General features: G+C 64.6%; 15 protein-coding genes and 1 pseudogene. 7 read left to right on the top strand and 9 right to left on the bottom strand.

Going from position 1 to position 21,426, the window contains the following annotated elements; translation table 11 throughout:
- Position 1: 1 nt before the first annotated feature.
- From M3Q35_RS44705 to M3Q35_RS44690, 4 genes are read right to left on the bottom strand one after another with little or no spacing between them, the layout of a single operon-like run.
- Positions 2-1,102, bottom strand: a complete 1,101-nt coding sequence (locus M3Q35_RS44705; RefSeq protein ID WP_273938664.1) for an NAD(P)-dependent alcohol dehydrogenase — start codon at positions 1,100-1,102, stop codon at positions 2-4.
- Positions 1,099-1,950: an SIR2 family NAD-dependent protein deacylase gene (locus M3Q35_RS44700; RefSeq protein WP_273938663.1), complete on the bottom strand. Its 852-nt coding sequence runs from the start codon at positions 1,948-1,950 to the stop codon at positions 1,099-1,101. The genes M3Q35_RS44705 and M3Q35_RS44700 overlap by 4 nt, the downstream gene beginning before the upstream one ends.
- Positions 1,938-2,822: a macro domain-containing protein gene (locus M3Q35_RS44695; RefSeq protein WP_273938661.1), complete on the bottom strand. Its 885-nt coding sequence runs from the start codon at positions 2,820-2,822 to the stop codon at positions 1,938-1,940. Before M3Q35_RS44695 ends, M3Q35_RS44700 begins: the two co-directional genes overlap by 13 nt.
- A 33-nt stretch (positions 2,823-2,855) precedes the next feature.
- Complete coding sequence (locus M3Q35_RS44690) at positions 2,856-3,611, bottom strand: nuclear transport factor 2 family protein (RefSeq protein ID WP_273938660.1); 756 nt, start codon at positions 3,609-3,611, stop codon at positions 2,856-2,858.
- A 103-nt stretch (positions 3,612-3,714) separates the two neighbouring features.
- Here M3Q35_RS44690 and M3Q35_RS44685 point away from each other — a divergent pair, with 103 nt between their 5' ends.
- The 5 genes and pseudogenes from M3Q35_RS44685 to M3Q35_RS49095 all read left to right on the top strand — a co-directional run.
- On the top strand, positions 3,715-4,611 hold the full coding sequence (locus tag M3Q35_RS44685) for an AraC family transcriptional regulator (RefSeq protein WP_273938659.1): 897 nt from the start codon (positions 3,715-3,717) through the stop codon (positions 4,609-4,611).
- A 295-nt stretch (positions 4,612-4,906) separates the two neighbouring features.
- Positions 4,907-5,107 carry a hypothetical protein gene (locus tag M3Q35_RS44680; protein WP_273938658.1) on the top strand — a complete coding sequence of 67 codons (201 nt, stop codon included), beginning with the start codon at positions 4,907-4,909 and terminating at the stop codon, positions 5,105-5,107.
- The gene (locus tag M3Q35_RS44675) at positions 5,104-5,853 is read left to right on the top strand and encodes a DUF2637 domain-containing protein (RefSeq protein WP_273938657.1); all 750 of its coding nucleotides are present in this window, start codon (positions 5,104-5,106) and stop codon (positions 5,851-5,853) included. Before M3Q35_RS44680 ends, M3Q35_RS44675 begins: the two co-directional genes overlap by 4 nt.
- A 278-nt stretch (positions 5,854-6,131) precedes the next feature.
- A complete protein-coding gene (locus M3Q35_RS44670; RefSeq protein WP_273938656.1) occupies positions 6,132-7,052 on the top strand; it encodes a restriction endonuclease in 921 nt (306 codons plus the stop codon).
- A gap of 33 nt (positions 7,053-7,085) precedes the next feature.
- Positions 7,086-8,243: pseudogene (locus M3Q35_RS49095) on the top strand (restriction endonuclease); the annotation flags it as partial.
- Here the strand turns inward: M3Q35_RS49095 and M3Q35_RS49090 are convergent.
- Complete coding sequence (locus M3Q35_RS49090; RefSeq protein WP_420704736.1) at positions 8,195-8,518, bottom strand: NlpC/P60 family protein; 324 nt, start codon at positions 8,516-8,518, stop codon at positions 8,195-8,197. The pseudogene M3Q35_RS49095 and the gene M3Q35_RS49090 sit on opposite strands and share 49 nt — an antisense overlap.
- Positions 8,519-8,568: 50 nt before the next feature.
- Between M3Q35_RS49090 and M3Q35_RS44665 the strand changes: the two genes are divergently transcribed.
- Entirely contained in the window at positions 8,569-8,823 is a 255-nt protein-coding gene (locus tag M3Q35_RS44665; protein ID WP_273938655.1) for a hypothetical protein, read from the top strand.
- Between the two features lie 18 nt (positions 8,824-8,841).
- Positions 8,842-9,231 (top strand): integrase core domain-containing protein, encoded by a 390-nt coding sequence (locus M3Q35_RS44660; RefSeq protein WP_273938654.1) that lies wholly within the window; start codon positions 8,842-8,844, stop codon positions 9,229-9,231.
- A 147-nt stretch (positions 9,232-9,378) separates the two neighbouring features.
- Here M3Q35_RS44660 and M3Q35_RS44655 read toward each other — a convergent pair whose 3' ends face one another.
- The 4 genes from M3Q35_RS44655 to M3Q35_RS44640 all read right to left on the bottom strand — a co-directional run bounded on the left by M3Q35_RS44655 (position 9,379) and on the right by M3Q35_RS44640 (position 21,398).
- A complete protein-coding gene (locus tag M3Q35_RS44655; protein ID WP_273938653.1) occupies positions 9,379-12,957 on the bottom strand; it encodes an Eco57I restriction-modification methylase domain-containing protein in 3,579 nt (1,192 codons plus the stop codon).
- Positions 12,958-13,357: 400 nt separating this feature from the next.
- A complete protein-coding gene (locus M3Q35_RS44650; protein WP_273938652.1) occupies positions 13,358-16,234 on the bottom strand; it encodes a helicase-related protein in 2,877 nt (958 codons plus the stop codon).
- Entirely contained in the window at positions 16,231-16,917 is a 687-nt protein-coding gene (locus M3Q35_RS44645) for a hypothetical protein (RefSeq protein ID WP_337960533.1), read from the bottom strand. Before M3Q35_RS44645 ends, M3Q35_RS44650 begins: the two co-directional genes overlap by 4 nt.
- The gene (locus M3Q35_RS44640) at positions 16,908-21,398 is read right to left on the bottom strand and encodes a DEAD/DEAH box helicase (RefSeq protein WP_273938651.1); all 4,491 of its coding nucleotides are present in this window, start codon (positions 21,396-21,398) and stop codon (positions 16,908-16,910) included. The genes M3Q35_RS44645 and M3Q35_RS44640 overlap by 10 nt, the downstream gene beginning before the upstream one ends.
- Positions 21,399-21,426: the final 28 nt, after the last annotated feature.

The following is a 21,426-nucleotide window of genomic DNA, read 5'->3' as shown; positions in this document are numbered from 1 at the left end:
CTCAGGGCATCCGGAGGACCGGTTTGAGCACGTCGCCGGCATGAGCCGCGGCCAGTGCGGTCTCGATTTCGGCGAACGGATGGAAGGTGACGAGCTCGTCGAACGGGAACCGGCCTTGCCGGTAGAGGTCGATCAGCGTGGTGATCAGCGGGACACTGCGGCCTTCGCCGCCGAGGATGCCGATCACTCGTTTGCCCCAGAGCGTTGACAGGTGGTCGAGTTGGATCCGCGCGTCGGCTGGGGCACCGCCGATGAGCGCGCAGACGCCGCGCATGCCGACCGAGTCGGCGGCCTGCCGGCAGACGTCGACGACGCCGGTGCATTCCAGGCTGTAATCGGCTGGGCCGTCGCAGATCTCGTGCACCGCGGCGACCGGATCGTGCTCGGTGACGTCGATGGTGTCGGTCGCGCCGAAGCGACGAGCCAGGGCCAGCCGCGAGGGATGGCGGTCGACGGCGATGATCCGTGTCGCGCCGGTGTTGCGGGCGGCCATGACGGCGGCGAGGCCGACCGAGCCGGCGCCGTAGACAACCAGGGCGGAGCCGGCGTTGGGCCGCAACACGTTCAGCACGGCGCCGGCCCCGGTGGACAGACCGCAGGCCAGCGGCCCCAACAGTTCCAGCGGCAGCCCGGGATCGACCCGGACGAGCCCGCGCTGCGGCACGATCGCGTGCGTGGCGAAGGACGACTGTCCGAAGAAGTGACTGGCCAGCGGGGTGCCGTCGAGCCTGCGGAGCGCGGTCGACCCGTCGGGCCGGCCGCCGCCGACGAGGAGGTCGGCCAGCCGCAGGCAGTAGCGCGGTTGACCGTCGAGGCAGTTGCGGCAGGCTCCGCACCAGGGCCAGCCGAGCACGACGTGGTCGCCGGCGCGAACCTCGGTGACGTCGGGACCGATGGCTTCCACCACGCCGGCTCCTTCGTGGCCGAGAACTCCGGGCAGTGGGAAGGGCAGGTCGCCGTGCCGGGTGATCGAGTCGGTGTGGCAGATGCCGGTGGCGACGATCCGGACCAGAACCTCGCCGCTGCGGGGTTCGTCGAGCTCCACCTCCTGCGGGAGGAACGCGCCGTGTCGCTCTTCCACCACCGCGGCAGTGATCTTCATCGGTTCGCCTTTCCGGCCTGGTCGTGATCGAGCACCTGCGTGATGTCGGCGGCGATGGAGAGCGCGCGGTCGCCGAGCGCACCGGGCACTTCCGGGTGCTGCGGATTGATCCGGACCAGCCGGGCGCCCGGAGTGCGGTACGCGATGTACTCCGCGGGCCGGCGAACGACACCCGGTGTGGAGAGCCCGGCGCCGACCTCGATGACCAGCAGACGGGCGTCGTCAGCGAGGTCATGTGTCCAGCGCGCGAAGCGGGCATGGGCCTGCCGGTAGGGAGCTTCGACGAATTCGGGTCCTTTGTGGACGTTGAGGAACACGGGGCCGCCGCAGTTGGGGCAGGCCGGGATCGCGGTGTCGTCGACGACCATGCCCGAGCGCGGGTCGTACGCCGCCAGCGCCCGGCTGATGATCGAACTGCTGGCCCAGGTCTCCTCCGTGCAGGGCGTCTCGCACTGATAGCGGGCGTAGTCACCCTGCGGGGTCCAGCCGCGATCTTCGGCGAAACCGTTGCGGGCGAACAGACCGTCGACGTTCGAGGTGAGCACGAAGTACTCCCGGTCGCCGATCAGGGCGCGCAGTCGCCGGTAGAGCGGATTCGGTTCCGCACCGAACCGGATGTCGTTGACATGCACCGACCAGTAGCCCCACAGCAGCGGCGGTGGGAGCCGCAGGCCGATCAGCTGGTACCGCGCGCGCAGGCCCAGCCGTTGCAGCGCGGGGAACAGCTCGGCGAAGCGGCGCGTGTCCCCGTAGTCGTAGCCGGCCGCGGCAGACAGGCCCGCTCCGGCGGCGACGAGCACATGGCTCGATTCGTCGAGCCAGGTGCGGAAGGTGTTCATCGTGTCCATGTGGCCAACAGTTCGTGGTGAAGGGCTGCGGCGGCAGCGTTGAAGGAGACGAGGATGACGCGGTCCAACCGTGCCGGGTTTTCGTCGAGCCATTCCGCGACCGTGGTCAGTGCGATCCGTGCCGCCGGCGCCGGCGGAAATCCGAAGACACCGGTGCTGATGGCACAGAAGGCGATGGTGCGGATCTGGGGCACCTGGGCCGCCAGGTCCAGACACGCCCGGTACGAGGCGGCGAGAGCGTGTTCGTGCTGTGGTCGTAGGGGCCCACGGACGATCGGGCCCACGGTGTGCAGCACGAACCGGGCCGGGAGGTGGTAGCCGCGGGTGATCTTCGCGGTGCCGGTCGGCTCCGGGAACCGTTGCCTGGTCATGATCGTGTGGCAGTCGGCGCGCAGGCGGGGACCGGCGGCGGCGTGGATGGCGTTGTCGACGCACGGGTGGTTCGGGCGGAAGCAGCCGAGCAGGGTGTCGTTGGCGGCGTTGACGATCGCGTCGGCACCCAGCGTCGTGATGTCGCCACGCCAGGTGCTGACCTGTTTCGCGGCCGGGTAGCCGCTGCCAGGGTGGTTTTCGGCGACTGAAGGCAACGCCTCCGGCGCTATGGTCGGTCTGGATACGCGCTCGCCGGCTAGGAGTGAGTCGAGCAGCGTGAGCACTTCGGGCCGCATCGGCACGGGGTGGCGGCGAGTCAGGGCAGCTCGCAGCGCCTCCCTCGGCTGGGCCGCACCCTGGCGATGGAGCAGTGCGAGCGCGGTCTCGGCCAGTCCGGCCAACTGGTCGGGCGGAACCGGTTGGCCGGCGGGCACGAAGGGCCGGTCCAGGTCGATCGCGGCTCGATAGGCCTGGAGCGGGAGCGGATCGTCGTTGTTCACGCCACACTCCGTACGTCAGGACGGGTGGCGTGGTCAGAAGACGCCGTTGTCGTGGGGCAGTTCGCCGGGGATCGGGGCGATGACGTCCCAGTGCTCGACGATCTTGCCGTCCTGGACGCGGAACAGGTCCCAGTAGGCGACGGGCTCGCCGAACTCGCCCTCGGACTGCAGCAGGACCAGGTCACCTTCGGCGACGACACGGTGGATCGTCTTGTAGACGAGGTTCTTGCCCGCCTCCGCCCAGCGGGCGGCCGCCGCGCCGAACCCGTCAAGGCCGTCGGCCGCCTCGGGGTTGTGCTGGTGGTAGGTCTCGGTGGAGATGTAGTCGGTCAGCACCGAGTAGTCGGCGTCCTGGAGGATCCGCCGCGCGAAGTCGACCACCAGGGCGCGGCTGGCTTCGGTGCCCGCGGCGGCGTCCGGCTCCGTCGGCCCGTCGGTCTGGGAGCGGCCACTGGCCGTCTCGGGCACGACCGGAGTCAGCGCGTCCCAGTGCTCGGCGAGCTTGCCGTCCTCGACGCGGAAGAGGTCGAAAGCGACCAGCGGCGTCGGGCCGAAGCCGTGGTAGGTGCCGTGCAGGGCGACCAGGTCGCCGTCGGCGACGACCCGGGCCAGTTCGTAGTGGAAGCCGTCCGGCAGGCTCGCGACGAGGGTGCGCAGGGCTTCCGGCCCGTTGGCCGCCAGTGCGCTGTGCTGCTTGTAGTCGGGGGAAACCCAGCGGTCCACCGCGGACGGGTCCTTCTTGCCGAAAAGCTCCCCGGCCGCTTCGAGCACCAGTTGCTTGTTGTTCACGATGTCGTCCTTCGAACCGGTCCGGCGGGCTGGGTGCCCGCCCGGTGACTCGTCAACAATCGCGTCGTCGGGGCCGGGGCACGAGGTAGGATCAGGAACCACCATGGTCAAAAGTGGACAAGCTTCGGTCGCCCAGTTCGGATTCAGCAACCCGGACCGGGCCCAGCTCGGCATCGAGGTCGTGGAGTACGCCGCGCTGCGCGGCCGGCTCTCCGCCACCATGGCCACTGCCGTGCACCGCACCGACTTTCACCAGCTGTTCGTCGTCACCGGCGGAGCCGGCGCCATGACCATCGACTTCGTCGAGCACGACTGCGCCGCAGGAACGCTGTTGCATGTCACCCCCGGCCGCATCCTGCGTCTCCCGCGTGGCCAAGTGGACGCCCACCTGATCCTTTTCGCCCCGTCCTTCCCACCCCGACTGGAGGGGACGCAGCCCCTGCTGGGCCCTTTCGGGCCGACCATCTGGACCGTGCCGGACCCCGACCGCCGCAGCTTGCAGCTGGCCGTCGAGGAACTCGAGACCGAGTATCTCCGGGCCGTGACCGAGCCGGACTCGCCCCTGACCGTCGAGCTGCTCCGGCAACTACTCGGCGCCTTGCTCCTACGCGTCCGCCGCTTGCCGTCCACCGAGGACGGCCCCACCGCCCCGTCCGCCGAGCCCTTCCGCCGCTTCCAGCACGAACTGGAGCGGTCTTTCTCCACCACCAGAAACACCGCCGACTACGCCGCTCGCATCGGCTACTCCCCGCGCAGCCTCAACCGCCTCTGCCAGGCCGCCGCCGGCCAGAACGCCAAGGCCCTCATCGACGCCCGCGTCACCCTGGAGGCCAAGCGCCTACTCGTGCACACCACCCTGCCGGCCGCCACCATCGGCCACCGCCTCGGCTTCACCGAGGCCACCAACTTCACCAAGTTCTTCCTCCGCGAAGCCGGCACCACCCCTCGCGCCTTCCGCGACCGCGAACACGGCACAGATCCCGAGGCCCTCAGCTCCTGATCCAGGCTGCCTGATGGCGACGAGCCTGGCCGCACCACGCTGACCAGGCGTTTCTCTGCAGGCCAAACGCATCAGCACACGAGCCGCGAAGGCGCGCAGCGCCTGAGCCTGCGGGCGTCTGGGGGTCGTCCCCAGAAGACATGACGAGCGACGCGGTTCGCGCTTTCCGCGAACACACGTCCCCAGAGCGAGTAGGCCAAACGCATCAGCATACGAACCGCTCGGTGCTGGTCGAAGGACCCGAGATCACGATCCGCCCGGTGGGCACCCGCCGTCCGGCGGCAGGCGGTTCCCGATGAGCGGCGACAACATCATCGCCGGGTTGACCCCGGTCCAGGCCGACGGTCTGGCCTGCGTGGCCTGCGGAGCCGACTACCTCCGCGTCCGAGTTCCGCATGTGCCAGTGGGCCGGTCGGTGACCGGCTCGCAGGTGTTCGCCTGCGTCGGCTGCTACTCGGACGACGCGCGGCGCCCGGCGGGAGGTGTGCGGCGATGAGCGCCACGGCAACACCTGCTCGGCCGGATCGCACGCTGTGGGTGCAATGCGCCTGCACCGCGCTGGTCGCGCTCGGCGCGGCCTACGCCTCCTACCGACATGTTCGAGAGTTCGCGCTGCGGTTCGGCGCGGACCCCACCACAGCCGCCATCTGGCCATTGATCGTGGACGGACTGCTGACGATGGCCACGGTCGAGCTGTGGAAGTCCGGTGGTGGCCGCCACGCGGGTGGCCGGTGGGCGGCGTGGTTGGCGTTCACGCTCGGGATCTGCTTGTCCTTGTGCGCGAACATCGCCGCCGCGCCAGAACTGAGCGTGTTCGCCGTTGCGGTGGCGGCGTGCCCGCCGCTGGCGCTGCTGCTGGCGGTCGAGTTGCTCAACCACGCGCTCAAGCGGCACCGCGCCGAGAGCACGAGCGAGACCAGCACCGAGACGGGCGAGACCGGTGCCGAGAACGGGGCGGTGGTGCGTCTCGCGGTGGCCTCGGACGAGGCTCGCCCGTCCGCCGAGCCGACCGCCGAGCAGCGGATGTGGGCGTACTACGTGAACGAACAAGCCAAGGGCCGTACACCGACAGGCGCTGAACTGGACCGGATCGCGGGCACGAACAACTACGGCCGGAAGGTGCTGCGCAGGTGGCGGCAGGCCGCGTACCTGCCGCCCGCCATCGGCGGCCCGCGCAGCCGTAGCGAACGGCCGAAGCGGCTGGAACCGGTATACGCCTCGTCCGAGGCGGGCATGGTGTGATTTCGGCCCGTGCGCCTCATCGAGTATCTGCTGGGCGAGCCGAGTTGCGCGGACAGCCGCGTCCCCTCCAGGTGAGCGGGTATCGGTGTGCAAGGCCCCTGTCATGTCGTCCTCTGATCAGCTTGACGATCTGGTCGACCGCGACGACGACGTGCTCGATCCGCCACACCCGGTCGTGCTCGCGTTCCCAGCGGACCTCCTGCCACCACTGAAAGACTTGTGCGCCGGAGGTGTCTCCTGGGTGAAGCCAACGTGGGGTCCGGTGAGAGACTGGGCAAGTGCTGGATTTTGCTGAGTTGTCTGCTGACGGAGAAGATCTGGAACAGCTTGTCCGCGAACTGTGCCTCGCTCTGGACTATCGCGTCAGCTGGTCCGGCAGAGGAGCAGACGGCGGTCGAGATCTAATCCTGGAGGAGCCCGGGGATCCCTTGTTGGGTAGGAAGGTTCGCCGTTGGCTCGTGTCGTGCAAGCACACAGCTCGTGCCAACGGCGGTGCGGGGCGCTCGGTCAACGGCGAGGACATCGGCGCAGATGGTGGCGTCGTCGACGCCGTCTCGCAGCACAATGCTGCTGGGTACCTCCTGGTGTGCTCAACCCAGCCGTCGAGCTCGTTGATAACCCGCCTTGAGTCCATCGAGCAGAACCGGGGAATTCCGGTTCATGTATGGGACGGCGTGGAGTTGGAGAGGATGCTGAACAGCCCGCGAGGGTGGCCCATCGCCCAGCGGTTCATGCCCAAGAGCGCCGACGCCGCCGGGTGGCGCGTCTTCGCCACAGACTCGCCGAACCGTTTCGTAGGTGTCACGCGCGGGTTCTACATCCGCCTCACCAACCGCCATGGAAGCAAGCTTTCGTACCAGCTCAACAGTATCGACGAGCGGCTGGATGCGGTTGCGGCGATCCCCCTCCCACATGGACACGAGATTCGGCCCCGCGCCATGTTCTGTGACGATAAGAACGGTGCATTCACCTGGTACTTTGACTACCTCTACGGTGCGGCTCCGCCGTGGGGTAGGGATGTGCAAGAGCCTCCGCACACCATGGATCAGTTGGCCTCGATGCTCGGTGATAATAGGGGCAAGTACAGCGACGGACAGTGGGACAGCTTCGAGATCACACTACGTCAAGTTCACCGAACCCTTGACAATTATGACGCTGACCATTACCGCTACTATGAGAACCTTCCGAAATACGTCTAACCGACTCAGGCCCAGCGTCGCACTGTAGCCCTAATGTTCAGCATTGACGTCGTTGACCAGCCGGCACGCGCCCGCACCGCCTCCTCGTGGGCCGTGTCCGGACACGCCGGAATCTCCACGAAACTTACTGTAGGCCACATCCACACTCAGCGAGATCGAGCATGTACACGAAGTTCGGGTAGAGTTTCATCCCGTGGACAACCCCGAAACCAATCGCCAGACCCAACGGTGTACTCCATTACAAACCCGCACCGAGATAGGCAGGAAGTTTCCCCAATGACCTATGACACGTCTCCGATAACCCGAGCAATGAGGCGCGTACACATAAACCAAGAACCTCGCGCTGAAGAGTACTGGACAGGCCGGCTAGACGACTGGCTAACCGAGGTTATCAATACCGACCCGGACAGCAAGAAGCAACCCGAAAATCTGCAAACCTGGTCATTCCCAACCCCTAGACTCAAACAAGAATACCTTGCAACGGTCACCAACCGCGATGAACGCGAGGTCAGGATACTGCTCCGCCACTTCTTGTTCGACTCATCGACATTCGTGAGCGACCAGGAGATTCTCTGGTCGCTAAACTATTGGCCCGAGAAATTGAACGAGCTGCAAGAACGCTACGAGTACTTCCGTCGCCTACCATTGACAGCTTTCGGAGCGATTAACGCGCAACCAGGCGCACGATGGGCGCTCGATCTACTACCAGACTCACCCGGACAGGCCATAACCGTCATCAATTCCTATATTAGCGCTCACATAACCAGCCTAACGAGCGGACGTAAGGATGGACTACGAGATGCTATTGACGTCATTTATGGATATTATATAAATCGAACCGAAGAGACGCGCCAGGAAGCACTAATGAACATTAGTCCTCGACAATTCGAGCTACTCGTTGCCCACCTATACAAGAGAATGGGATTCACAGTCACAATAACTCCACCGACACGGGACGGCGGCCGAGACGTCATCGTCACAAAGTCCAATCCTGGCGAAAAGCAAAAGCTGCTCATCGAATGTAAGCAGTACCGACGCCCGGTGACAGTGAAGGCAGCGCGCGCCCTACTCGGCGTGGTTGGCCACGAGAACGCTAGCGGCGGCGTTATGGTAACGACGGGTCGTTGCACTCGAGGTGTACATCAGCTAGCCAATGCCGATGATCGATTCGAGTGCATCGATGGCGACAATTTGGCGCTCCTTCTGAACAAATATTTCGGGGCCGACTGGCCGCAGCGTCTTGAATGGTTGACGAACCCAGCTTGTACTACCCCTAATTCCCAGTTAACCAGTGCCGTGCTCGCGCGGCGAAGCGCTTCGTTCGGGGCATTGATCATCCTAGTGGATGAGATGGCGATCCCGACGTGTACGATGTTGCTTTCTTCGCTATCGAAGAATACTAGATCGCCAGACAGCAACGGCGCCCCGTTACCACCTGCGGGGGTTCCGGAACTCAGTTCGTGCATCCGACCTGCAGCGACGGGCACGTTCAACGGTCAGGGCATGATCGCCAGCCATGGCGTCGCGTCTGCCCTACCTGATCTCCTTCACGCTAGTGGGCCTGCCGGTGTTGCTCGGCCGCTCATTGGCGTCCAAGGACGCCGAGTTGCTGGTGCTACACCCCGAGGCCACCGTGCTGCGCCGAAGCAACCAGGTCGACTGTACGCTCCTCCTCCAATGGATCTACGTGTTCTTCGTACTGGAGGTCGGCAGCCGCTACTTCCACGTCCTCGGCACGACGACCAATCCGGGCGGCAGGTGGACCACGTAGCAGGTCCGCAATCTCGTGATGGATCTCGGTGATCGAGTCGGTAAGTTAAGGTTTCTTGTCCGCGACAGGGCTAGCCAGTTCGCGGCCTCATTCGACGCTGTCCTGGCGGCCGCGGGCGTCACGACGGTGACGATTCCTCCGCGTTGCCCACGGGCGAACTGCTATGCCGAACGGTTCGTACTCCCCGTCAGATCCGAGTTCACCGACGGAATGCTGATCCTGAGCCAGCGGCATCTGCAGGCCACGCTGGCCGAGTACGTCCGACATGACAAAAGTCGACGGCCGCACCGGTCTCGCGAGCTTCACCAACCTCGGCCGACCTACCCGATGGCGCACCTCAACTCCCAGCGGATCAAGCGACAGCGGCTCCTCGGAGGCCTGATTAACGAGTACGAACAGGCCGCATAAAACTTCTGGTCAGCACCGGTGGCACGCTTTTGGAACTCCACAGGTCACCGCCTATGCATCGATTTTTGGCACGGTACACGGCGACCGAGTTTCAATACATGCAGATATCCTTGACAACCACAGAGTGTTGTCTGTCGTACCGTCATATCAGGTGTTGGCCACCAAGGGCACGATTGCAGTGGCCATGCGGTCGTATGACTCTAAGGTAAGCCGTTGAGTCAGAAACTCGCCATGAACTTTCCTCTCTATACTTGCGAGCTGCACAAAGGAGTCAAGGATTAGCTCCAGATCGAGGCGGCCGAGCTTGTACACTTCACGCGCAACAAACGCGTCTATTTCGGAGCGCAGTAGACGCCTCTTGTTAATATTGCTCTCGCCAGGTATTTCAGCTGAAGAGCAGGGCTCTACCCAGCCAAGTTCTGCCATCTGGTTCCAGAGTGGCGTCATTTCTATACTAGTGCAGGTGAGCGTCAACGCACGTTCCGCCAACCATGAACACCGACGATCGGTGCGGGCCAGGCGCGCGATCGGTAGGCTATCAAGAATGTTGTGCGTCATCGTCTTACTCATCAGCTTCTGTCGAGCTATGAAATCGATGACTACACTGTTGGCGACTGCAAGATAAACAGGCAAGTACCAGTCATTATCAGGAAAAAAGAGAGTTGGGACCTTGTTTCCACAAACGGAGCCTGGCGGAATTATAGCCGAACAGAATGATCGTTGCCTTCCCGGGTCGGCAATATTCATGAAACCGATCCGATATATTTCCGATCGGGAACGAAGCTTGGAAGGTAGATCGGATGCCTTGACGTACCATTGAGGGGAAATCTTCTTTTGTGCATATCCGAACGGCATCTCGCTCCAGACGCTACTATTTCCATGTCCGACGACGTACTCCTTGGCCCGATGGTCATAGTAGTCGATCATTCTACCTTCATAGACCGGCAATCCCGGGGCTTTCGACCGGAATAGTGAGCTGTCATTAGTCATGTCCAGCTCGCGGCTGCAGTCGCGGTTTGGCGCGCCCTCAAGCTTCATTCCAAATGGCTTCCAACAACGGTAGAGATGGCTTGAGAGATGGGCGGTTCGCGGGTTGCGAACATCCGGAATTGTGTATGTCTCAGGGTTTTGCAAACGTATATCAGCCGGCGTGACGGTTAGGCCTTTACTTATCAAATCCTTCGCAAGCGCCTCGGGTCGACGCAGGCCGAATGCGGCGCGGATCGCATGCCCCGCTGGGGCTTCACAGCCAACTTGCGCGGCGTACGCACCGAAATTTTCGAGCGTAATGCCAGGAAACCAAGTTCCGCCCTTGTTGTCAAATCCGTAGACTGCGGTCCAGTTATGACGATCTAGGAGCTGCTTACGGATTGCGCTCACGTTTGCGCCAGCATAGATGCCGGATTGGAGAATCTGACCGACGTACCCTCCGACCGCAGTGTGGGTTAGGGCCAACTCGACAAACGAGCGATAAACGTTAAAATCCCCCTTTCCTAGATTGCCTTTAGCGTACATCGTGTAGCGTCCGCTGGCTTTAAGGAAGTGGGCAATTGCGGACAGTTCGCGCCGGCGCTGATTCCATCGGAGCTGGTAATTCTCATCCTGGAGAAGAGACTTGATTTGAGCATCCTTGTCCACCTTAGGCAAACTGCGAATATCTGGAACGAGATCGCCAAAGAATTCCCGAGTGTCTGGACCGAGCGTATCCCATGGCGGATTTCCGATGATTGCCGAGAAGCCGCCAGGTCGCCGGGTAGGGCTGTCGACCACGTCGACTCCCTGTGCCTGGAAGACGGTCGGGAACTCTAGGTGCCAATGGAAGAATCGATACTGTCTCGCGATCCGCTTTATGAGGTTAGTGGTCACAGGTGCAACCTGGTCGGGTTCGTCCTGGATTTGGACGAGGGTGGCGTGCGTGATGCTCGATTCGGCGTCACGGCTCTTTGGCTGCATAAACGCGGCACACCATGCGTCTGCAAGATGCTTGGCGTTTGCAAGCTCCTCTCCATGCTCCAGTCGGCGCCACGCATCGGCCCGCACGCGGGCAGCTTCTAGTGTGTCGGTTGGTACAGCCTCGAACTCCAGTGCCCGCTTGGCGACGCCGGGTGTGGCTACGTCCAGACGGCTAGGGTCGAGCAGACTCATCTGCCCGGTCTGACGTTCCATCATATTTCTCTTGCGGAGTGCAGTTGTCCGTGGCTTGTCATCGCCGGGCAGGGCATTAAAAGCTGCATCGGGAATGTTGAGCTGAAGTAGCGTTGGTGTTGCACCCAGGAGGGCGTTGCCGACTTTGAGATGGCCATCCAGGAAAGGGAATGGACGGGAACCGTCGAAAGCCTCAAGCCACAGTGCAACCTTCGTTATCTCAATGGCGAGATCGTTGAAATCGACGCCGTAAATGCAACGACCGATTGTGTCGCGCAGAGCGAATCGGAAATGCTTCGGCGACGGCACAGCCTCGCCGGTTCGGACAGCTGCGAGGGCATGTGCGATCCGTCGAGCTGCTGCGACAAGAAAGTGCCCAGATCCGCATGCCGGGTCGCAAACGGTCAGCGCAAGCAATGCCGCCTCGGCATCCTCTACGCGTAGGGCTTCGTCGATGAGTGGGTTCAGCGTCTCGTCCAGGATGAGACTGATGAGCACATCGCCGGTATAGAAACTGCCGCTGGTCTTGCGCTCATTGCCGGGCGCGGGAGTGAGCTCGAACGTGCGAGCGGCGGGGTCGAAACGAGGAACATAGGCAAGTAGGCCCTCATACACGCCGCCGAGTTCTTCGCTGTCGAGGTTGCGATAGTCCACGTGCCGCCGCAGACCCGTCTTCGGGTCGGTGATCTCGGCGAGAGCACGCACAGCAGCGAGCAAGCTCCGGTTGGACAAGGTGGCCCCGCCGAGCACTCCCAGGCTGTCCCTGGCGAAGAGGGTGGCGCCCAGTCCGGGCAGGGCGAGGGCGTCGAGTCCATCGCCGGCTAGTGCATCAGTGACGATCTGATGGGCTTCCCACAGGTCGGAGTGTCGCGTGCCGGTTCGACTCGTGGCGAGATTTCGCAGGCGGGCTGTGGAGAAGTACTGGGTGTAGAGGGCTTGGGCGGCTATGTCGGTGTTGGCAGTGTGGAGCAACTCGCGGTCTTCCGCGACGAACAACACGATGAAGCGGTAAGCGATACGCAGCAACGCGCGGTGCAGGTCCTTGTCTGCGTCGGGTGAGGCGGCGAGTGTCGCCAGAAGTGCCGAGTTCGCGGGGTGGGACACGAAGCCGGTGCCGAGGTGTGTCAATGCTTCCGCGACGCCTTCGCGCAGCGCTTCGAGGGCTCGCGCTCCGTCGGCGATGGCTGCGGTGCGCCACAGCTCCAGCCAGCAGCTCTCCGGCAGTAGGGCCTCAGCGTCCGTCGTCGCTTCGTCGTCATCTGCTCTGGTGGCTGCTGAGGTTTGGGCGGGGATGGGGGCGGTGCGGCTGGCGTGGATGGTGAGGAAGAAGAGGCGGAAGTCTGCGTAGCGCTGGTTGTCGAAGATGTCGTCGAGGTCGAACTCAACGTAGGACTGCTTGGTGAGGCTGGAAGCGTCACGTAGCACGCGCAGGCTGTGGCCGTTGGATACGATGCCCCACAGACAGCGGCGCGCTCGGTTGAGGAAGTCCTGGACCATTGACTGTGGTGCGCGGGCGGCGACACCTGGGGTGCGGTTATCGAGGGCGACGCCTGCGCCGACCAGGTGTAGCGGCACTGCCACGGTGGGAGCGGATTCCTCGGTACGCCAGGAAAGCTGGTGCGAGATGGGAAAGTGCGCTGGCTCGGTCTCCCCGAGTCCGGGGGTAGGTCGATGCCTCCCGCCAGGAACTCAGGACGGCCATAGCCCAGCTCGTAGAGCAGGGGCAGCAGCCATTTGTCGCGGGTCAGTTTCGTGGCGGGGTCTCCCGCGGGCAGGCGTTGGAGGGCTTCCTTCCACGCCTGGTGCGCTCCCAGGGATGCTTCCCAGGCGCGGGCGACAGCGGCGTTGAGGGCCATCCCAGGAGTGAGTTGGTAGTCCTCGGCGCCTTGGCCGGGCATGCGCAGATCGACGGCGCGTGCGAGTGCGTCGCTGGGCAGCACCGACCCGACCGTGCGGACGGAGCGGAAGGCCGAGAGCGTGGTCATGGCCGGCTCCTGTCACTTCGGTCGGGCAGGTAGACGTAGGCGCCGAGGACATCAGCGGGTGGCAGGTGCCGTGCGTCGAGCCCGCGTAGTCCGATGCGACTGCTGCGGCGGACAGCGCGGTGGGCCTCGACTGCCGCTGCGGCGGCCTCGGCTCCAAGTGCATTGAAGTGGTCGTGCAGTGCTGGGATGCGGTCGAGGGCGCGTTGGAGCTGATGGCGGGCGAGGTCATCGCTGACGTTGCTGGTGGGGCGCGCGACGAGGAGTTCGTCCGTGTCCGTGTTGTCGAGCCAGGTGATGTGTCCGTCGCTGACGGTGAAAGCGAGGAACTGGGCGTCCTCGGCGACCTGGGTGATGGTGGCGCGTGAGCCGGGCACCACGAGCTCGACGCGAAAGCGCACCACCAGCAGCGTGGTGACTGTGTGCACAGCGGTGGTCCGGATGACTGCGGCACGGCGTGCTGGCCGAACGGTGTCGGGCGGGAGTGGGTCGAGCGCGGCGTCGAGGACGTACCGGGCGATGGCCACGGTGGTGGGATCGGTGCGGGTCAGCAGTGGTTCGCCCACCGGTGCCGGCAGGGATCGGTGGAAGGTCAGGGTCGCTGCCCTGGTAGGTGGCAGTTGATCCACTAGAGCTCGGGAAAGGGTGTCGGTGCGGACTGTGAATCCGTCGGCGGTGTCGCTGAGTTGGCCGGACAGTAGTGCCAGCGCGTCGCGGGTGAACCGCTCGGTGTCCGCAGGGCCGCCGAGTGAGCGCCGTACGTCGGCGAGTGCGGCCTCGACCTCGTCGGGCCGGAGAGTGGCCTGACGGAACCGTGACCGAGACGTTTTCTCCCGCTCAGCGGCGTCGACCCACTGGGTCAGCACGGCGTCGGCGGTCTGGCTGGAGGTTGCTGCGCCGAGGTCGAGCGTCAGCTGGTCGGGCTCGGTGGCGCGAAGAAGGAGGGATTCCCAGATCGCGTTCATGACCGTGGTCGAGTCCACTGGTACCGGCACAGAGATACCGGTACTGCGCTTGATGGCTTCGTGGCGACGAATGAGCACGTTGAGGACAACACCGTCGATCTTGTTATCGGCCCCGTAGTAGGTGACTGCGCGGACTGTCGGTGCGAGTTGTCCGAAGCGGTCGACCCGACCTTCGCGTTGTTCGTGTCTGGTCGGGTTCCAAGCGAGGTCGTAGTGCACGACGGCGGTGAATCCGTTTTGCAGGTTGACGCCCTCGGAGAGGCAGTCAGTGGCGACCAGGACGCGGGGTCCGCGGTGGATGGTGAGATCGTCGACGCGGGACTCGCGCTCCTCGGGTGGGAGGGTGCCGGTCACGGCCTCTACGCGTGCAGTCGGATACGGCTTGGCCAAAGCGGCCGCGAGGTGCTCGGCCACATACTCGGCGGTCGGGATGTACCGGCAGAAGATGATCGGGTGGTATCCGTCGTTGATCAGCGAGGTGACGATGGCGATGAGGCGCTTGAGCTTGCCATCGCTTTTCACGCCGCGCAGCGCCTTTGCTTCGTCTGCGAAGCCACGCAGGCGTCGTCGGGCAGCGAGATCCGGGCTGGCGCTGGTAGAGGTGTCGGCGCCTAGCGCGGTGTCTTCGCCTTCGGCCGCGTCATCGAGGTCTACGTCGAAGACCTGGGGGCTGGCCATGGTGTCGGCTGCATCAACGGTGTCCAGGTCAGCGAGTTTGGAGCGGTTGAGCAACGTTTGCTCGGCGGCGGCGGGGCTGGAGGCGATCGACCGTAGCAGCGCGATGGCCGACCACCAGCGGACGCGTTGACGCACGCGGCTCAGCGACGGATCCGTGACATGCTCTCGTGCGTAGGCTAGGACTCGGTCGAGCAGTCTGCGGTACTCCGGCGTGAGGGTGTAGCTCTCCTCGGCGTGTTCTCGGGTCGGAAAGGGAGTGTCTTCCGATAGGTACTCGCGGATGTCGGCGCGCTGGCGTTGGATGAGGAACCGGGCGAGTAGTTTGCGGTTCTCCTCATGGTCTGGGCCGGACAGGTCCGAGGGAAGTGCGCCGAGACGCTTGTCAAGCAGGCCGATGAGGGACTGCCAGGCCCCGTCATCGCCGTTGTGTGGAGTTGCGGTCAGCAGAATCAGATGGCGGGTCGGGTCGTCGGCAAGCTTCCGCAGGAGCGTGTACCGCTGGTGGGCCTTGGAGGTGCGCGCCGTAGACGGCGCGATGCAGGTGTGGACCTCGTCGACGATGACCAACTCGGGGCAGAGCAGCGCGAACTCCTCGCGGCGACTGCGCTGCTTGATGTAGTCGGTCGAGACAATGAGATGCGGATAGTGTTGGTACACCGTCGAGCCGAACGGCACGGACCGTGCGAGTCGGTTCGCGGTGGAGGGCAGCAGCAGTTCGGCGTTGATGCCGAATTTGCTGCGCAGCTCGGATTGCCATTGCTGTGCCAACTGCGGGGAGCACAGCACAGCCAGCCGCTGGGCTTCCCCGCTGGCAAGGAGCTCGGCCGCGATGAGGCCTGCCTCCACAGACTTTCCTACGCCGACGCCGTCAGCGACGAGGAGCCGAGTGGTGTCCTGGGCGGCGGCCATCATCAGTGGGACGAGTTGGTAGTTGCGGGGGCTCACTGACAGTTGTGCAAAGGAAAGGAATGGGCCTGCGGTGAAGCGGAACGACAGCCGGAGCGCGTCGCGCAGTAGCCGTGCGCGTGCCGCGTCGCCTCGGTCGTCGACGGTCGGCAAGTCGAAGGTCGCCGTGGCTGGGTTGTCCTGTGCGGGCAGCAGGATTGTAGTCTCGTCGTCTCGGCCGCCGAGGGGTCGGGCCAGCAACGTTCCACTTGGGCCGCCGGGGAGCACGAGCCACTCACGGCCACGGGCGGCCACCAGGGTTCCGGGGCGGAAGTCGGTGTTGGTCATGACATCGCCTTACCTGGCCCGAAGACGCTGGGATTGTCGGTGACAACTTCGCGCCAGCTGGGGTGCGTACCGCAGGCGTCGGTGCGGTTGTCTTCGTGGTGGAACCTCAGCACCATCCAGCCTGCCTCGTCTTCGAGTTTGACCTGGTCGATCTTGTCCTTGCTGGCTTGATGGGCGGTGTCGTGTACCGGCCCGTCGATGAAGATCGCGACATCGCCCCCGGGGGTATGAAAGGTGAAGTCGGGGCGGACGTAAAAGTCGTCGACAGTTTGCTGGGCCGCGTCGGGCAACCGGTAGCCATTCTCATCAAGGAAGTGGAGGAAGTGCTTCTCCAGCTCGTTGCTTCCCTGTACCAGCCGTGCCAGCACTTCGGCCCGGTCCTCGCCGGCGTTGCCGCCGACGTCCAGGGTGGCCGTGGTCATCTCCTGGAGTAGGCCGATGATCAGGTGGCGGTCCAGTGATTGGTGGTCCCACTGGTTTCCGTAGGAGAGCAGGCAGTCGTAGCAGGCTTGTGCGCAGGGTTCGGTTGCGTGCTCGGCCTTGCCGCGGTCAGCTCCGGTGTCGGGGTCGTAGTGCAGCAGTGTGATGGCCTGACGAGCTACCTTGCGGATCGGTTCCTCTTCGGTCGCGAGTCGGCGCAGGACGCCGGCGCCGCCTTCGGCGGCTTCGAACATCAGCAGCACCGACCAGGCGTGCTCCCCGTCCGCCCGGGCATGGGTTCAACGGCTAGCTCATTGCTTTCGAGTTGGAACTCTGTCTCCACCGCGCGTTTGAGCGTGTACATGGTGGCCATGCGCTGCTCGGTGGAGATGTGCGGGGCGAGTTTAATGAGCAGGGCGTTGCGATGGTCCTCGACGAAGGGAACCACGCGCTGGATGCGTTCGTCGGGGCCGCCTGGCGTGGCTGTGCCGTCTTGAGCGGTCAAGTCTGCGGTGCGCGCCCATCTGCCGTCGAGTGTGTCGAGGAGGTAGCCGCGTTCGTCCTTGTCCTTGCGGCGCCGCAAGCCGACGTTCATCCTGCGGATCAACGCGGTGTCTCCGTAACTCAGCTCCGCGAGCAGTGTGCCGTCGACAGCCAGTAGGCGACTGGTGAGCTTGCTGGTGCGTTCACCGTAGGGTTCGAAGCGGATCGCGGTGGTGATCTCGTGCCCGGCCCGCTGGCGCTCTTCCTCGTCGGCGCTGATGCGGTCACGTCGGCGGGTTTTCACGGCCAGCAGCTTCATCATCCGGGTCATCGTCAGCAGCCTCGGCGAGTCGCAGTGCTCGCAGAACTCGTGGCTGGTGGCACCGTTGCTATCGTGCAGATACCCGCACGCTTCGCACCGCTTGATCTCGGTGAGGTTGATGCCGCTGCCGTCATCACGAGCGGGCAGGCTTACTCGGGTAACCTCGTAGCGAGCGCCTTCGTGGTAAATGAACGCTCCTGGCCCGAACTCGCTGATTGCCAGGAACCGTGGACGTTGAACGTAATCTCCTTGCCCGTGGCGGGTCTTACGCTCGGCCGGGATGAACGCGGCCAGCGGTAGCCGCGGGAAGGAGTAGCCGGGCAGGAAGCCTTCGGAGGCGAAATATCGGTAGGTGTAGAAGTCGCCCTGGTTGACATCGTCGATGTCGCCCTTGAGGAGATCCAGCGCCGCGCGTGCCTCCGAGATCTGCCCGCGAGCTCGCTTCTTGGCCGGCTCGGATGCACCGATAGTCTTGAGGACCTCGTTGGCGCTGTCGAGTTCGGCCTGGGCCTCGTTGTAGAGCCCACGCCACCGCTCGAAAGCCAGCTGGAAGCGTCGAGGCGCTTCCCTGACTGCGACGTCGATCCAGTCCGCGCGCCACCACGGCGCACTCGTCACTTCAGATGTGGCAAGAAGAACCGTGCGCGCCGCGGCTGTTGCCCGCGCCGCCATCGCGGTGTTGGCGATCTTCGATGTCACTTCATCCCGCAACGGCTGACCGGGCAGATCGACATCGAGCAGGTCGGTCATGCTCGCCTTGAGGTCGAGATCGATGACGACCAGCCAGATCGCGTGGACATGGGCGCGCACCAGGTCCTGGTTGCCTAGCTCGAGTCGCGGCGGGGCCACGGCGCCGGCCACCATGTCTTGGCTGCGGCCGAAGTAGTAGTTGTCGTGCGCATTGCCGGTGGCGCAGTAGGTGAGGACCACGGCGGGCTGCCCGGACCGGCCGGCGCGGCCCGAGCGTTGGGCGTAGTTGGCCGGTGTCGGGGGGACGTTGCGCATGCCCACCGCGTTGAGGCTTTTGATGTCGACGCCCAGTTCCATGGTGGGCGAGCAGTACAGGACGGGCAGTTCGGCCTCGCTGAACCTGCGCTCGCGTTCCTGACGGTCCTCTTGCCGCACCTGCGCGGTGTGCTCCCGGGCTTCCAAGCCGGCGAGTCCGGTAGCGGTTTCCGCATAGAAGCGACGGAAGTAGGGATTGACCCTGCCATCGGCGGCGTTGGTGCGGATCGGGTCCGTCGCGCGTCGTCGGCCGTCGCCGGCGTGCCATTCGATCATGCCGGCCTGTATCCGATAGCCGACCCGCCGGTTGCGTTCCTCGATCCTGGCGAGCAGGCCAACGTTCGCCATCACCGTGAGAAGCGTGGTGATCAGGCCATCGGCGTCCCGCACGGTCAGGTGATGGTCATGAAGCGGGAAGCGGCCCGGCCGGCGTAGCCACCGGCCGTACTGCCCGAGACCGGAGAGATAGAGGTCACGGCCGATGCCGGGGGTGGCGCGTGGTCGCGCGCCGGGGTAGCAGGTGGCGGCATAGACCCCCTGCTCGTCGGTGAGCGCCCATGGTGCTCGCAGCCATTCCTGGCTGGCTCGTTTGATGTCCTCGTAGCGCTCTTCGGTCAGATAAGCCGATTCGATGCAGATGTTGCGCCGCATCTCGTCCAGGAGAGTCTGCATAATCAGCTGACGAGTCTCCGGTTCGGCGCCGGCAAGCGGCTGGCCCGCCGCTGCCCACCGGCTGTCGTCGTCAGCCAGCTGATCCAGGCCTGCGTAGGTCAGCAGTAGTTGGCCGGTTTGTTCTAGGTTGGGCATGGTGATGCGCCATCCCCGGCGCAGGTCAGCCCACACGCGGTAGGCGACTGATTCGCGCAGCGCCCTTGTGACCTTGGTTTTCGCGGCGTACTCGACTTCGGGGTTGCGGGCGTAGGTGGCGATGTCGACCTTGAGGGACTCGACGACCTTGCGGCCGAGGTTGTCATCGGTGAGCGGCTCGTCTGGGTATTTCCGTTGCTGGCCCAGGGTTGCCTGGTAGACCGCTGAGCGGATCAGACCGACCAGTACGAAGTCGTTGAAGTGGCCGGCTTGCAGGCTGGCGTCCTGGCGGTTGTCGGAGAACGCGAGGAACTTGCGGGCGTCAGCATCGAGGTCGCCGGTCTCACGCAGAGCGCGCACGACTGCTTGTGACAGCACGGTCACGGCGCTGGCGCGGCCCTCGGTGCCCAGGCTGGCGACGCGGGAGAACTCGGACTGGGCGGTGCTCTCGTAGCTGGTTTTGCATGTCGGGCAGAAGTGCAACGTTTCAAAGAACGCTGCGCTAATGCCGTCCTCGGTGACGGTGCCGAAGGTGTCGACCCGCATAGGCTGGGGCAGCCGCGGTCGGCGGGCCTTGTCCAGTTCTCGGGTTCCCCCGGACTCGATGATCCAGTCGTCGGGGACGAGGGAAAGCAGGTCCGGTGAGGACCGGTCGGGCCAGTCGGTGTCGGTGATCAGCAGCAGTCCGGCGGCTTCGGCCTGTTCGCCGGTTCCACCGTTGAGTACTCGTGGTGTGAACTGCTCGCCGCCCTTCTCGCGGTTGACCACGAGGTAGTCCTGACCGCATTCGCGGCAGAAGGCCAGCGGGAACAGAGGTTGGCCAGCGGGGCCGTGCGGTGCGCTGCGTTGGTACTGGGTGGTGAGGTAGCGGGTCCCGGGGCGGTCGAGAGTGACGTAGGCGGTGTCGCCTTTGCCGATGAACTGGTGCAACTTGAAGGCGAACAGAGCGCGCCCGCCGCTGTCGCGGGCCCGCGAGCCGGCGAGGAGGGTGTCCCGGATAGCGCTTTCACATACGGCCTGATCCGCGTGGGTGAGGCCAGACAGCCGCGAAGCCGCGCTGCGGAGCCGAAGAGGGCTCTGGCGGGCCAGGTTGCCCTCGTCGTCCGTGCAGAGCCCGAAGGTCTCTTCGATCCAGATGGCCAGGTTGTCGATGCGTAGCGCGTCGAATGTCGTCGGTGGTGGCGACACCAGCCTCACGGCGAGGGAACTGATGTCCAACTCGCCACTAGTGGTCCGTCGCAGTGACTCTCCCACGATGTTGGTGGTGGGAATCGATGTTCCGAACAGGCGGCTTGCCAGTGCGGCCACCTCGGCCCGCTGCTCCTCGCGGGTGCCCGGGCCGGCCAGCGTTGCACTGGTTCCGATGCATTGGAGCTGTTCGGCACCGATGGCTCCGCGGAGGCGCCGTATGAGCATGGCGACGTCGGCGCCTTGGCGGCCGCGGTAGGTGTGCAGTTCATCGAGTACGAGAAAGGACAGGTGTTCGGCTCGACTGATGAGGCTGCAGCGCTCGCGGGGCCGGGTGAGCATCAGTTCCAACATCACGTAGTTGGTCAGCAGGATGTCCGGTGGGCTCGCCAGGATCTCGTCGCGTTTAGCGGGGCTTTCCTGCCCGGTGTAGCGCTCGAAGCTGACCTTGCGCTTGTCGTGGCCGAGGAACTTCTCCAACTCGCCGACTTGGCTGTTGGCAAGAGCGTTCATGGGGTATACGACGATGGCGCGCACGCCGTGCCCTGAACCCTCACGCAGGACACGGTCCACGATCGGCACGATGTAGGACATCGACTTTCCCGACCCAGTGCCGGTGGTCAACACGTACGACTCGAGGCGTGCCGCGATCCGTACGGCGTCAGCCTGATGTTGGTGGAAGACGACCTCACTGCCGAACGGATCGTCGGCGGTCCGGCGGCGGAAGATCTCGCGGCAGCCGGGATGGAGAAGCCCTGCCTCTACCAAGTCGCTGACCGAGCCACCGGACTGAAAGGCGGGGTTGAGGGCGAGCCACGGCTCCGGCCACATCAATCCGTTGGCGACCTCCTGCTCAACCTTCGCCAGGATGGTCGGGTCTCTGATGTTGAGGAAGCCCTCCACATAGGACTTGTAGTCCTCCAGCACGTCGCCGAGCACGCCAAAAGCGTCCACATCGCCCCCGCGG

This window comes from Kutzneria chonburiensis, assembly GCF_028622115.1.
Lineage (GTDB): Bacteria > Actinomycetota > Actinomycetes > Mycobacteriales > Pseudonocardiaceae > Kutzneria > Kutzneria chonburiensis.
Note: the sequence above shows the minus strand (reverse complement) of the source record. Positions and strands in the feature narration are given on the sequence as shown.